The sequence below is a fragment of the Nitrosomonas aestuarii genome, assembly GCF_003046585.1.
GTDB classification, from domain to species: domain Bacteria; phylum Pseudomonadota; class Gammaproteobacteria; order Burkholderiales; family Nitrosomonadaceae; genus Nitrosomonas; species Nitrosomonas aestuarii.
Window position 1 is genome coordinate 32,971 of record NZ_QAAE01000002.1, and the last position, 14,007, is coordinate 46,977.

Annotated in this window: 11 protein-coding genes; 5 read left to right on the forward strand and 6 right to left on the reverse strand. The window is 47.3% G+C overall.

Going from position 1 to position 14,007, the window contains the following annotated elements:
* The first annotated feature begins 148 nt into the window (after positions 1-148).
* Entirely contained in the window at positions 149-1,231 is a 1,083-nt protein-coding gene (locus tag C8R11_RS01795; RefSeq protein WP_107794214.1) for an ADP-ribosylglycohydrolase family protein, read from the forward strand.
* Positions 1,232-1,361: 130 nt separating this feature from the next.
* Here C8R11_RS01795 and C8R11_RS01800 read toward each other — a convergent pair whose 3' ends face one another.
* From C8R11_RS01800 to glgB, 6 genes are all read right to left on the reverse strand, one after another.
* Positions 1,362-2,399, reverse strand: coding sequence for a methyltransferase (locus C8R11_RS01800; RefSeq protein ID WP_107794215.1), 1,038 nt, complete (start codon positions 2,397-2,399; stop codon positions 1,362-1,364).
* A gap of 97 nt (positions 2,400-2,496) precedes the next feature.
* Positions 2,497-2,997, reverse strand: coding sequence for an SRPBCC family protein (locus tag C8R11_RS01805; RefSeq protein WP_107794216.1), 501 nt, complete (start codon positions 2,995-2,997; stop codon positions 2,497-2,499).
* Positions 2,998-3,258: 261 nt separating this feature from the next.
* Complete coding sequence (locus C8R11_RS01810; RefSeq protein WP_107794217.1) at positions 3,259-3,639, reverse strand: DUF488 domain-containing protein; 381 nt, start codon at positions 3,637-3,639, stop codon at positions 3,259-3,261.
* 257 nt (positions 3,640-3,896) lie between these two features.
* Entirely contained in the window at positions 3,897-4,070 is a 174-nt protein-coding gene (locus C8R11_RS15965; RefSeq protein ID WP_181258142.1) for a hypothetical protein, read from the reverse strand.
* A gap of 290 nt (positions 4,071-4,360) precedes the next feature.
* On the reverse strand, positions 4,361-4,591 hold the full coding sequence (locus C8R11_RS01825; RefSeq protein WP_146159045.1) for a class I SAM-dependent methyltransferase: 231 nt from the start codon (positions 4,589-4,591) through the stop codon (positions 4,361-4,363).
* Between the two features lie 186 nt (positions 4,592-4,777).
* On the reverse strand, positions 4,778-7,003 hold the full coding sequence (glgB, locus tag C8R11_RS01830) for a 1,4-alpha-glucan branching protein GlgB (RefSeq protein WP_107794221.1): 2,226 nt from the start codon (positions 7,001-7,003) through the stop codon (positions 4,778-4,780).
* 155 nt (positions 7,004-7,158) lie between these two features.
* On the opposite strand from glgB, the gene glgC reads away from it, so the two are divergent.
* From glgC to pgi, 4 genes are all read left to right on the forward strand, one after another.
* On the forward strand, positions 7,159-8,436 hold the full coding sequence (gene glgC, locus C8R11_RS01835; protein WP_107794222.1) for a glucose-1-phosphate adenylyltransferase: 1,278 nt from the start codon (positions 7,159-7,161) through the stop codon (positions 8,434-8,436).
* Positions 8,437-8,449: 13 nt separating this feature from the next.
* Positions 8,450-10,150 carry a glycoside hydrolase family 57 protein gene (locus C8R11_RS01840; protein WP_107794223.1) on the forward strand — a complete coding sequence of 567 codons (1,701 nt, stop codon included), beginning with the start codon at positions 8,450-8,452 and terminating at the stop codon, positions 10,148-10,150.
* A gap of 138 nt (positions 10,151-10,288) precedes the next feature.
* Positions 10,289-12,319, forward strand: a complete 2,031-nt coding sequence (locus tag C8R11_RS01845) for an alpha-amylase/4-alpha-glucanotransferase domain-containing protein (RefSeq protein ID WP_107794224.1) — start codon at positions 10,289-10,291, stop codon at positions 12,317-12,319.
* Positions 12,320-12,371: 52 nt separating this feature from the next.
* The gene (gene pgi, locus C8R11_RS01850; RefSeq protein WP_107794225.1) at positions 12,372-14,006 is read left to right on the forward strand and encodes a glucose-6-phosphate isomerase; all 1,635 of its coding nucleotides are present in this window, start codon (positions 12,372-12,374) and stop codon (positions 14,004-14,006) included.
* Position 14,007: the final 1 nt, after the last annotated feature.

Here is a 14,007-nt window from a genome sequence, read left to right on the forward strand (position 1 = left end):
GGCGCGATAATATTTCAATTGGAATATTATTCTGATAAATTTAATTAATCAGACCAGATTCTGGATTACATTATCCTGTCGATGAACAAAAAACAATCCATTACAATGGTTTATTCAAAATAAATGAGCATACATAGAAGAGGCGCATATGTCGGAAGCTAATATTGTGGATCGTGCCAGTGGCGCTATTATGGGCGCTTTTATCGGTGATGCACTAGCCCTCGGTCCACACTGGTACTACAATCTGGACGACCTTCGTCGTGACTACGGTGAATGGATTGATACCTATACCGATCCCAAGCCTGATCGATATCACCCCGGACTTAAAGCCGGCCAACTGTCACAAGCCGGTTTTATCCTTACCCTGATGGTCCGTTCGCTGATTGATCGTGGTGGTTATGATCCTGACGACTTTTGCCGCCGCCTTGATGAAGAACTTTTTCCACAGCTTGACGGAACTCCGGTGAGCGGACCCGGAGGATACACCAGCCAATCCATCCGTGAGGTATGGCGGCAACGCTTACAACAAAAACTGCCTTGGGGGCAAACCGGCAGTCATGCGGACACTACTGAAGCCATTGAGCGGACCCTGGCTATTGCCGTCCGTTATGCACTGCACCCCGATCAACTTGCCACAACCATTACCCAAAATACGCTGCTGACGCAATTGGATGAAACAGTGGTATCCATGACCGTCGCATACGGTGCCGTGCTAAGCCTGCTGATACAAGGACACACCCTGGATACAGAACTTTCGGGTAAGTTGATGGCATTGGTGAAAAATGGTCAATTGCCATTTCATGCCGTAACGCGCGATAATTTGCAAAATCCCCGGCCAGGCGATCCTGATCCGCCGCGTGCAGGCCGTTTTACCTCCCCTGACGCCTTATTGACACCTTCATATATGGCGGCTGCGGTAACAGATTCTCAAATTCGCATAGAACCGGCATGGAAGGTATCCATAGTTTACGGCATGCCATGTGCCATTTATCACCAGTTGCCGGCTGCCTATTATCTTGCTGCGCGTTTTCACAACGACTTTGAATCAGCCGTACTCCATGCTGTTAATGGTGGCGGACAGAATCAGGCACGCGCTATTCTCACGGGTACCTTAACAGGTGCCCAAACCGGTTTATCAGGTATTCCCAGACGCTTCATTGATGGACTTGAAAAGGCAGCCGCACTCGAAAAACTGGCCACAGACCTTGCCGCGGGTATTGAAAATTCATAGTGGTAATTATAATATGCTGCATAGCATTGGGACATGCGCTCATGACCCAAAGACCTGCGAAAATGGCAATTGGTGATTACTCAGGGCGACACCTGCACACTCTAACGCAATCCCAATGTTTATTATTGCACTAGGGTTTGAGACCCGTTACGATACTGTGATATCCAAATGCTTTATGGATTTGAATGTCCTCAAAGCCGATTTCGTCTAGCATGGCGGTCAATTCCTGGCCTGAATATTGCCTGCCTTCTGTCCAGCCCATCATGATCATACTGTACGCAGCAGAGGTAAACGGGCCTGATTTTTCGTCATTATAGAGCATCTCATGAATGACGATCCGCCCACCGGCATCAAGGTTACTGAAACTTTTGGCGGTCAGAAAATGACATTTATCCGGCAACCAGTCGTGATACATATTTGAGAAAAAATGAAGATCAGCGGCCGGCCAGTGATCCTGCCAGATGTTACCCGCATGTGTTTTGACGCGGCCCTGCAAATTGTACTGGGCAATATACTCTTCGGCCACCTCGCACACCTGTGGAAAGTCCAGAATCAATGCATGCTGCAGGTTTGGCAGCCGTAATGCAGCGCCAATTGAATGCGCGCCTGAACCGCCCCCAACGTCGAGCATGACACGGTGTCCGGAAAAATCCATAATTGTTGGCCAGACCAGTGCTGAAGTGATACTGATACTGTGCATGCCAGCGGTAAAACGACGAAGCAGTTCAATTTGTTCTTCATGCGATTTGAATATATCGCCGCCGCCATATGCCTGTGGAGAATCGGTAAGTACCGCTTTTTCCAGACCTGCAATTGAACTCACCTGATAATTATCAATCATCATATCCCAAAAAAAACCAAAGTAATTCGGGCTTGTCTCGAGCAGATATGCTTCAGTAATCGGAGTCAAACAATAGCGCCCATCCTGCAAAGACAGGAAACCCAATGCAGTTGCCGTCGTCAATATTGCCTCAGCGGGCCTTTGTTGGATATTAAGTGCACCACAAATCTCCGGTAGCGTGCGCGCATTTTCGACCAGCAAAGGAAAAATCTTGAGCCGGTGCGCCAGCAGCAATGCAGGATAACCATAAATGGCAAAAATCACATCCCATAATGGGCGATCATCCACCTGCGGCACCTGAATATTGGAAGTATTATTTTGCGTCATCACGTTTCCTTTTGCTTATATGTTCTGATAAATGAAACTGGTCAATATCAATATGTACACGTTATTTCTTCCGTTTTTGATTAGAGAACTTCCATGATCAGGCAGATCTGGATTTTTCAGCTTCAACGAGACGCTTGATATTCTGAACGGTGCGCCCGGCGCCATCTTTTATGGCAAGGCGCACTAATCCTTCAACAGGACGCATTATCGCCAGCAACTCAAGCAACTCAAATGTGAACGTCAATTTTGTCGAGTTGCCAGAGTCGAGAACCTGCAACTCATACGAGCAGCGAAAGGGGTCGGATACGCCGACAAGCGTTAAGCGTTCCCCCATATCATAGTCGGATATTTTAAAACGGGATTCTGAGCGGCGGCCCTGGTCAACACGCACTTGCCTTCCTATCGTGCCCTGCTGCACCGGACCGGGCGTAATCTGCTCAAGCTCTTTGACCTCAGGGGACCATTTTGGATAATTCTGGAAAAGACCATCGCCGAGATATTGAAATAGTTCACTGTTGGGACACTCAACAATTGTCGATGCCCTGCCTATGACAGGCTCGGTAGAGCCCAGATTCAACATGGAGCCTAAATTAAACATGTTATGTTGTCCTCTTCTGTCGGAACAATATCCGGGCTTGGTGTTTGCAAATCCAGCGTGTATGTTTTTTTCATCTTGACGTAACCTTTCATTGTCGCATCACACGCCACATGCAAAGCATCGTTATTATTCTTTTACTGACTGTTGCAAGTGAGTATACATACTGTAAATGAATCAGATATCAGCTGCAAGCTTCAGGTATTTTTTGAAATCGAATCGCAAACATCAAGCGACCGCGATCCCACATATTCGAACAGTCGACTATACGGCTTTATCATCTATTATGGATGCGATGTAGTCCCGCAGCGCGGTCGCATTATTCATCCGCGTTTCTTTTGCGCTATAGAGAAACGTAACGATGCCTTCCCGTACTTCCGCCAGAACTGTCTCAACCGGACACGGATTAGCCCTCAATTCTGCGGTATACCGATTTCTGAATTCGGTCCACTTGTTCGGATCATGCCCATACCAGCGACGCAGTTCTGAGGAAGGCGCAATCTCTTTTATCCAGACATCCACCTTCGCTGCCTGCTTCGAAAGTCCGCGCGGCCACAACCGATCAACAAGAATACGGCGTCCATCCGCTTGTTCCGGCATTTCATAAACTCGTTTAATCCGAACTGCACTTCGTTTATCGTTCATCTGCCAGTGTTGTGCAATTCATCTTGGGAGCGGTTCGATTCAACAAATATATGGTTTTTGATTATCGAAAGTAACGCCAAATTCAACGGGTATACGATAGCACTTACTTGCGCCCCTTGGACCTTTGGATAACAGCGATAATGACTGCGACTGCGCAAAACGCTTCCCTGGAAAGACCTGAACTTGTTCGCCGACAATAAAACATATACCGGGTGGCAATAAACAAAGCAGATGACCACCTGTATTGTTTACAGCAATCACTGCTCGTCTTCAACCTCATCATCCGTTTCATGTCTGGTAATATCATCCGGTCCATAAGCGGACATTTTTGGCCTATCCATCAGGTGTCCATCGGGCGTTCTTCTCGGCTCACCACACGCAGTAAGCACCAATGCCGAAACAATTGCTGTTAAAAATACATACTTAGCCATCATATTTCCTCTTTCATGACAAAAATCTGATCCGATCATTTATCCATAAAAATTAACAACGTCCAGGTCAGGAATCAAGCACGACTTCTATTAATAAAACATGCCCAAAAAAATTATCACAATTAACTATACCAGCATAACCAATCATCAGTGTCGTGTTCGTGTATTAGCCTACCTGCGGGTGCGGGTCCAGCTTTTAATATATTCAGTGTCACATTATAATCGCCCATACTATAAAGGGTATCCGGACAGGATGGTATCGTAGTTATCGCCAAGAAGCGCGCCATGAATCAAACCGACACACGAGAATCCAGTGACGCCTGCTTGCCCCGGATTCGTTCCCGGACCTGGCCGATGGCGACACCTGAATAATCGAGGCCATGAATTCGGTACCACGATGTCTGCTGCAGATATTCAGTGATGCGTCCGTTGGAGCAACCGATCTCCTGCACTTTCTCCCTGTGTGCAGCAACGATGTAACACATTCCATTTCTGCCACGTCCATCATGCCGTGCTGGCACGAATCTCGGCCCTACACTTGCTCGCAGTACCGCGAATGGATCGGACTGGTATAGCCGCGACGATAAAAACCGTTATTTGCATATTGTCATCTGTGGGCTATAGAAACCACTGGAATTATTGAGGCTGATCATTTGCCTAACATGCATACGGCAGACAATAGCTACGCTGAGTCTTTCATTATTTTTTCACCCATCCCGCAAAGAAAAAATAACACCCGCCAGTGGCGGGAGCGTGATTACCAACGAATGCGACAATCCCATCCATGGTTCGTGGCTGGCACTAATGCGGCCTGCATTCCCTAAATTGCTGCCGCCATAATAGACCGAATCACTATTGAATATTTCCTGATAAATACCTTCGGCCGGAACACCAATACGATAGTTCTCCCGCGGAACCGGGGTGAAATTCAGAATAACGACCACAAACTGCCCGTCATTTGATTTGCGCAAGTAACTGATAATCGATTGATCCGCATCGTGACAATCAATCCAGGAGAAGCCTGCAGCAGCAAAATCAAGCTGGTGGAGTGCTGTCGTATCTCTGTACAAATGATTCAAATCACGCAGTACCGCTTGCACGCCTAAGTGTGATCCGCTTTCGAGTAACTTCCAGTCTAACTCATGGCTGATGTTCCATTCGCGTTCCTGTGCGAACTCATTACCCATGAAATTCAGTTTCTTGCCAGGGCAGGTCATTTGATAGACAAATAACAACCGCAGATTGGCAAATTTCTGCCAGTAGTCGCCAGGCATTCTGGCCAGCAGCGAGCCCTTGCCATGCACAACTTCATCATGCGAAAACGGCAGCACAAAATTTTCAGTATAAGCGTAAAGCTGACTGAAGGTGAGCTGCTCGTGATGGAAACGGCGATGAATCGGGTCCTGTTGCATATACAACAGGGTATCGTGCATCCAGCCCATGTTCCATTTCATGGAAAATCCCAATCCGCCGACATAGGTCGGACGCGATACCGCAGGCCAGGATGTGGATTCCTCGGCAAGCGTCAGCGCTCCGGGAAACTCTTCATGCACCATGATATTGAGTTCGCGCAGAAAATCAATGGCCTCAAGATTCTCACGACCGCCAAACTGATTGGGCAACCATTCGCCTTCATTGCGCGAATAATCCAGATAGAGCATGGAAGCAACCGCATCGACCCGCAATCCATCGAGATGAAATTCCGACAGCCAGTAGTGTGCGCTCGATAACAGAAACGATTTCACTTCGTTGCGGCCATAATTGAATATACAGGTGCCCCAGTCCTGGTGAAAACCGAGACGCGGGTCTTCATGTTCATAGAGAGCAGTGCCATCAAACCGCGCCAAAGCAAAATCATCTTGCGGAAAATGTCCCGGAACCCAGTCGAGAATTACGCCGATATTGGCTTGGTGGCAGGCATCCACGAAATATTTAAAATCTTCAGGTGAGCCATAACGACTGGTTGCAGCAAAATAGCCAGTCGTCTGGTAACCCCATGATTCATCAAGCGGATGCTCTGAGATTGGCATTAACTCAATATGGGTATAACCCATTTCCTGCACATAGGGCAGCAGATATTGTGCGAGCTCGCGGTAAGTATAGAAGCGCCCGTCTGGATGCCGCTTCCATGATCCGGCGTGAATTTCCAGAATGTTTAGCGGCGCATGCAGCCAGTCCCAGTTGGCACGGTTTTCCATCCATGTTGAATCGCGCCACCGATAAGCACCATTGACTGGTGTCAACGCAGCGGTTTGTGGGCGCAGCTCATAACGCGTCGCGTAGGGATCTGTTTTTAAGCACACCGCGCCGCTCTGGCGATTCCGGATTTCGAATTTGTATAGCGAACCGGGAGGCAATTGTGGAATAAACAGCTCCCATACTCCACTGGCATGATGCACCGCCATAGGATACACGCGGCCATCCCAATGATTGAAATCACCCACTACACTGACGCGTTCCGCATTAGGTGCCCATACCGAAAAACGTACGCCATCAATGCCGGTGTTATTGACGCGTTGAGCTCCCAGCGTGCGGTAAGCCTGCCGCAGTTTACCTTCGTTAAACAAATACAAGTCATGATCGGTCATTTGCAGCGGAAATGAATATGGATCATAAGCTTCATAAACATGCACCGCTTTCGTTACATGATTTTCCACTTCAAACCGGAGCAGAACCGGCATCAGTGGCTGGGCATTTCCACACCATTCAAATACACCTTCAGTATGAGTACGCATCATCTGTTCAAAACCATGCGTTGTTTTAATCGATACAGACCGGACATAAGGTTGAAAAACCCGCGCCCGATAATTGTTCAGTGATTTATGGACTCCCAGATAAGCAAATGGATCATGTAATCGCCCTGCCAATAATGCTTCCAGAATAAAATCGTTGCAGGCATCCAGTGATGATTGTTTCAAAGTATTGGTTAACATACAGGAATTATAACGCGTCTTGGGTTTGCTTATTTGCTGATATCATAGTACGGTGATACATTCTAGTATCTGTCAGGTGCAGGACTTGATATTCAAAGTCAACCTCGCCATTAACCCGTACAGATAGTGGATCTATTCATGCAGGAGGTTGCTCAATGCAGCAAAAAGCCGATTTACGTTTCCAAGATAAAATTACACGCAACACCATCGCTTTGATACTGGCCGGTGGACGCGGCACACGCCTGAAACAACTGACTGATTGGCGCGCAAAACCTGCGGTTCCTTTTGGCGGCAAGTTTCGCATCATTGATTTCCCGTTGTCTAATTGCGTCAATTCTGGCGTTCGCCAAATCAGCGTCCTGACCCAGTACAAGGCGCAGAGTTTAATTCAGCATATACAACGAGGCTGGAGCTTTCTTGACGGGCGTTTCAAGGAATATGTCGAATTACTCCCGGCTCAACAACAAATTAAGGAATCCTGGTATCAGGGAACAGCGGATGCCGTTTTCCAGAATCTTGGCATTCTGCGCCACCAGCATGCAGAATATGTATTGATTCTGGGCGGGGACCATGTATATAAAATGGATTACGCTAAATTGTTAGCCGAACATATTGAAAAAAAGGCTGAAGTGACATTGGCCTGCGTGGAAGTCCCACTGGAAGAAGCGAGTGCTTTTGGTATTATCGGCGTTGATGATGACTGGCGCGTCGCCAGCTTTACTGAGAAACCCGCAAACCCGCCATCTATGCCCGGCCATCCTGACAAGGCGCTCGTCAGTATGGGCATTTATGTGTTTAATAGAGCCTTTCTGTTCGAACAGTTAATCCGCGATCATCATGCCGAAAATTCCTCCCATGATTTTGGCAAAGATCTGATTCCTTATCTGGTGCCGCGGCATCGTGTATTCGCGCACCGTTTTCTGGACAGTTGCGTGAATATGGCAGCAGATGTGCCCTACTGGCGTGACGTGGGTACAGTGGATGCCTATTGGGAGGCCAATATCGACCTGACAACTATCACCCCGGATCTGAATTTATATGACGAAAACTGGCCCATCTGGACCTACCAGGAACAACTCCCGCCAGCCAAATTCGTTTTTGACGACGAAGAACGGCGCGGCCAAGCGCTTGATTCCATGGTATCAGGCGGCTGCATTATCAGCGGCGGTACTATACGCCGTTCATTATTGTTTTCCAATGTAAAAGCGCGCAGTTTCAGTAATATTGAAGACTCCGTCATATTACCCAATGTCGATATAGGCCGGCACGCACATCTGAAACGAGTAGTTGTTGAAAAAAACTGCAAAATCCCAGAAGGACTTAAGGTCGGTTTTGACGCGGCTGAAGACAGCAGGCAATTTTATGTAACCGACAAAGGCGTCACACTGATCACACCAGAGATGCTCGGGCAAAGCATACATTCCGTAGGTTAGCTTCCAACTCCAAATGCAGCAAATCAAACTTGTCTTGTTGTGGCATATGCATCAGCCGGACTATCGTCATTACGATACCCGGGAATTTGAAATGCCGTGGGTATATCTGCACACCATTAAGGATTACACAGATATGGCCCATCACCTGGAAGCACACCCGCACATCAAAGCGGTGGTCAATTTTGTTCCGGTACTGCTGGATCAACTGGAAGATTATGTTGAACAATTTGCCACAGGACAGATACGCGATCCCCTGCTCCGCTTGCTGGCAACGCCGGATCTAGCCAGCGTCTCCGACGATGATCGCGAACATATCTTAACGAATTGCTTTAAAGGCAATCACAACACGATGCTCAAGCCCTATCCGGCATACGCAAAGCTACATCATTTGTATGACACACTGCAAAAAAAACAGGCGACCGAACTGGTTAATTTTTCTGCACAATATTTTTCCGACTTGCTGGTATGGTTCCATCTGGCATGGACAGGAGAAAGTGTCCGGCGTCACAACGCAACAGTGATGGAATTAATGGCACAGGGCGAAGGCTTCAGCCATGTAGACAGAATGCGGTTATTCAAGCTGATAGGCGAATTGATCGAAGGATTAATACCGCGTTACCGCAGACTCGCTGAAACCGGTCAGATTGAATTATCAACAACACCGCATTATCACCCGCTCTCGCCTTTACTGATTGATTTCACTTCCGCACATGACGGTATTGCTGATGCACCTTTGCCGATAAACAGTTTTTATCCGGGCGGGCGCAGCCGCGTCACTTTCCATTTAGACAAAGCCATAGACAGTCATCAAAAACGTTTTGGCACGCAACCCACCGGTATCTGGCCAGCCGAAGGCGCAGTCTCTCCCCCGTTTATCCATATACTGGCAGAATCAGGCTGCCAATGGTGCGCCAGCGGTGAGGGGGTGCTGGTCAATAGTCTGCACAAATTGCACCCGGAAACGACACTACCCGATCGCAACCGTTATCTGTACCGCCCCTATCGTATCCAGGAACAAGAAAATATCATCTGTTTTTTTCGTGATGACAAATTGTCCGATTTTATTGGTTTCGAATACGCCAAGTGGTTTGGACGAGATGCTGCGGAACACTTTGTACAATCAATCGAACAGATAGCCCGTCATGCCTTGCCGGATGAAAACCCCGTCGTCAGCGTCATACTGGATGGTGAAAATGCCTGGGAATATTATCCCTATAATGGCTTCTACTTTCTTGACGATTTATACAGCTTGCTGGACAACCACACCGGGATTCACACCACGACATACCAAGACTATCTGTCCTCACCCGAAAACGTGCATAATGTCCAGGTACTGCCCGTTCTGGCCGCAGGAAGCTGGGTATACGGTACTTTTTCCACCTGGATAGGCGATCCCGAAAAAAACCACGCATGGGACCTGCTCTGTACTGCAAAACAAAACTATGATCTTGTTATACAAAGCGACCGACTGACTGATAAAGAGAAAACTGCAGCAAGTCTGCAACTTGCTTCTTGCGAAAGTTCAGACTGGTTCTGGTGGTTTGGTGATTATAATCAGGCCGATACCGTGATACGATTCGATCAGTTATACCGCGACAATCTTACGAATCTTTACCGGCTCTTGAAACTGCCGGTTCCGTCAATTCTATGCAAACCGATCAGTCATGGCGATACTCATGCTGAAGAAGGTGGCACCATGCGGCGGTCATCGTAAATGTGGTTCATAACCATGTTGCGATGAAATTGTCATTTCTGGAATATAGAAATACTCAAAGCCGACTCTGTTATCGATGGCCAGTTAACGTATTAAAGCGTATAGTTTTATTCCATAGATTTTCGTGGGAACCTCACCATGCCTCGTCCAGTATCGTTACTTTTTGGTGTTCATGCGCACCAGCCGATCGGTAACTTCCCTGAAGTACTGGCCGATGCACATCTACGTTGCTACAGGCCTTTTTTAGAAGTTCTTTTTCGCTATCCTGATTTTCATTTTGCCGTACATTTTTCCGGCTGGCTGCTTGATTATCTGTTCGAACATTATCCACAGGACATAGCGCTACTCAAGGAAATGGTTCAACGTGGGCAAGTCGAACTCTTCGGTGCAGGCGATACCGAGCCAGTACTGGCGGTTATTCCGAATCGCGATCGTATCGGACAAATAGAAACTTTTTCCCAAAAACTTGCAGCAAAACTTGGCCAAAGGCCTTCCGGCGCCTGGCTGACCGAACGCGTATGGGAATCAACCGTTGTAACGTCATTGGCCGATTGTGGAATTCGTTATGTCATTGTTGATGACTACCATTTTCTTTGCACCGGCAAAACCACCACGCAACTCTATGGTTTTTATACGACGGAAGAAGATACTCGTAAACTGGATATTTTTCCAATTTCTGAGGCACTGCGCTACAAACTGCCTTTTTCTCCTGCATCCGATGCAATCGCCTATATCGAATCACTGGCCGATATGCCTTCGCATCATGGTGACAACCCACGCATTGCCGCGATTTATTTTGACGATATCGAGAAATTCGGCATATGGCCGGAAACCTATCAATGGGTTTATGAACAAGGCTGGCTTGAACAGTTCGTTCAGGGCGTCCTGGCATCACCAGGCATTTCCACATGCCACTATCGTGATTATCATGCTGCAGAGAAGACACAAGGGATCATTTACCTGCCAACCACGTCGTATATTGAAATGAACGAGTGGACGTTATCTGCAGAATCGGCATGCGCCTATGCCGACCTGATCAATCTATCGAAATCATCCGGCTGGTTTGAGCACAAAAAAGCATTTCTGCGCGGCGGCATCTGGAAAAACTTCTTGTCACGTTACCCTGAGTCAAACTGGATGCATAAGCGCATGCTCGGTCTTTCCGCACGGCTGGCTGCATTACCTAAAAAACAGCGCACCGGCGAAATGCAGCAAAAACTGTATGCCGCTCAGGCCAATGATGCCTATTGGCATGGTCTGTTCGGCGGTTTATATCTCCCTCATTTACGCCGCGCGGTTTATAGCAACCTGATTGCATTGGAAACCATGCTGGATGCTTGTGTGCCGCGTCCGAACTGCGTGACGCAGGATATTGACCTTGATGGTACAAAAGAAGCCTGTTTACAAAACAGTAATCTTCAGATCATTTTAAAATTGAACCGTCACGCCAGCATCGTCGAATTTGACGCCTATTCCCTCAATCACAATTTCGGCGACACTCTGCAACGGCAAAAAGAACATTACTTTCACAAAATTCAACTTAACGGGGTAAGCTCAACCGACACTGGCAGTTCGGGCAGCGGCATAGCTTCGGCGCATGATCGCTCCATTAACAAACATATCATTCAAGTTGCAGATCTCGAGCCTGACGATTATCCTCGGAATCTGTTTGTTGATCGTCTGGATCGTACGCTGATAGACTATCAGCATGTTGTTACCGATTCTAGCAATACCCATGCAATCCACTTTCAAACCAATGATGCTGCTCCGCAAATACATAAACAATTTGAACTGATGCATAATCGACTGAGCGTGTCCTATCGTTTCTCCGGCAAGACGGATAATCTATTCAGTACGGAAATCAATCTCGCCATGCCCAGTTGCGACGGCATGGGCGGCCGTTTCATTGACCGGAATGACATCCTGGGCGGTTTCGGTCAGTTGCTCAGGTTGACAAATATGACTGAAGTGGTACTGGACGACGCTGTGCTGGGAGGCTATGTTACTTTAAAAACATCGACGCCTGCACAGCTTTGCGCACAGCCATATTTTACGGTATCCCAATCTGAAAATGGGTTCGAGAAAATCATGCAGGCTGTTACACTGTTATTGGAATGGCCGATTCATAGGCAGGAATTAAACATCACACTGGAAGTCAATCATAAATAGAATCGTATTTATTATTAAACTCTAATCTGTTAATTATATTCAACCAATAGATATGTCCCTTCTTACTCAGTCGCCTGCCTGGCTCGCATTAAAGAACCACCAATCCGCAATGGCGCAACAATCTATACGCGATCTTTTCAGACAGGATTCTCAGCGATTTGAAGAATTTTCTCTGCCGTTTGACGATGTACTGCTCGATTTCTCCAAACAACCCGTCACAAGAGAAACAATTGATCTGTTAATCGCGCTTGCGCGCCAGCAGAATATGGAAAATTGGATTGAACAGATGTTTCAGGGCAAAAAAATAAACAGCACCGAAGACCGGGCTGCTTTACACGTCGCCTTACGCAGTAAAAAACCGTTTTTTCTTGATGGTGAAGATGTTACGCTGAAAGTCAAAAGCGTCTGCAATAAAATAGCGCGTTTTTCTTCAGCCATCCGTAGCGGCGAACACACAGGCTATAGTGGTAAAGCTTTTACAGATATCGTCAATATCGGTATCGGCGGTTCCGATCTCGGGCCATTGATGGTGACTGAAGCATTGAAACCTTACGGCTCAACCCAGCTCAAACCACATTTTGTTTCAAACATTGATGGCACACAAATCCATGAAACACTAAGCCGGCTTGACCCGGCCACAACACTTTTTATTGTTGCCTCAAAAACATTTACAACTCAGGAAACCATTACTAATGCGCATTCTGCGCGCACCTGGTTTCTTGCGCAAGGCGGCAGCGAAAACGATATTGCCCGTCATTTTGTTGCAGTTTCAACTAATCTTGCAGCGGTTAAGCAATTCGGCATTCATCCTGACAACATGTTTGAATTCTGGGATTGGGTGGGTGGCCGTTATTCGTTGTGGTCGGCCATCGGATTGCCCATTGCATTAACAATTGGCATGGACCATTTCAATGCGTTACTTGCGGGCGCGAGTGCAATGGATCAACATTTTGCAACAACTGCACTGGAAAAAAACATACCCGTAATACTCGGGCTTATCGCTGTCTGGCAAATCAATTTTCACGGCGTCACATCACATGCTGTCCTGCCCTACGATCAATACCTGCATCGTTTTCCCGCTTATTTGCAGCAACTGGAAATGGAGAGCAATGGCAAGCGCATCAACCGTAACGGCGAGGAAATTGACTACCATACCGGTATTGTTATTTGGGGGGAACCGGGAACGAATGGCCAGCACGCCTTCTACCAATTATTACATCAGGGCACACAAACTATTTCCGCTGATTTCCTGGCGCCTTGCCAGAGTCAGCATCCAATTGGCAATCATCATCACCTGTTAATGGCCAATTACTTCGCCCAGACAGAAGCATTGATGTGCGGAAAACATGAAAATGAAGTCCGCGCCGAACTCCAGTCTAAAGGTATGGCCGCCGAATTAACGGAAAAATTGTTACCGCATAAAATTCATCCGGGAAACCATGCGACCACATCTATTTTATTCAGAAAACTGGACCCCAAAACACTGGGTGCCCTGATCGCGCTCTATGAACATAAAGTGTTTGTACAAAGCGTGATATGGAACATTAATCCGTTCGATCAATGGGGTGTGGAACTGGGCAAAGAACTTGCCGGACAGATTCTGCCCGAACTGGAACAGGCTGAGTCAGTCACACGCCATGACGCATCCACCAATGGACTGATCAATTTTTTCAAAGAAAATCAATAGC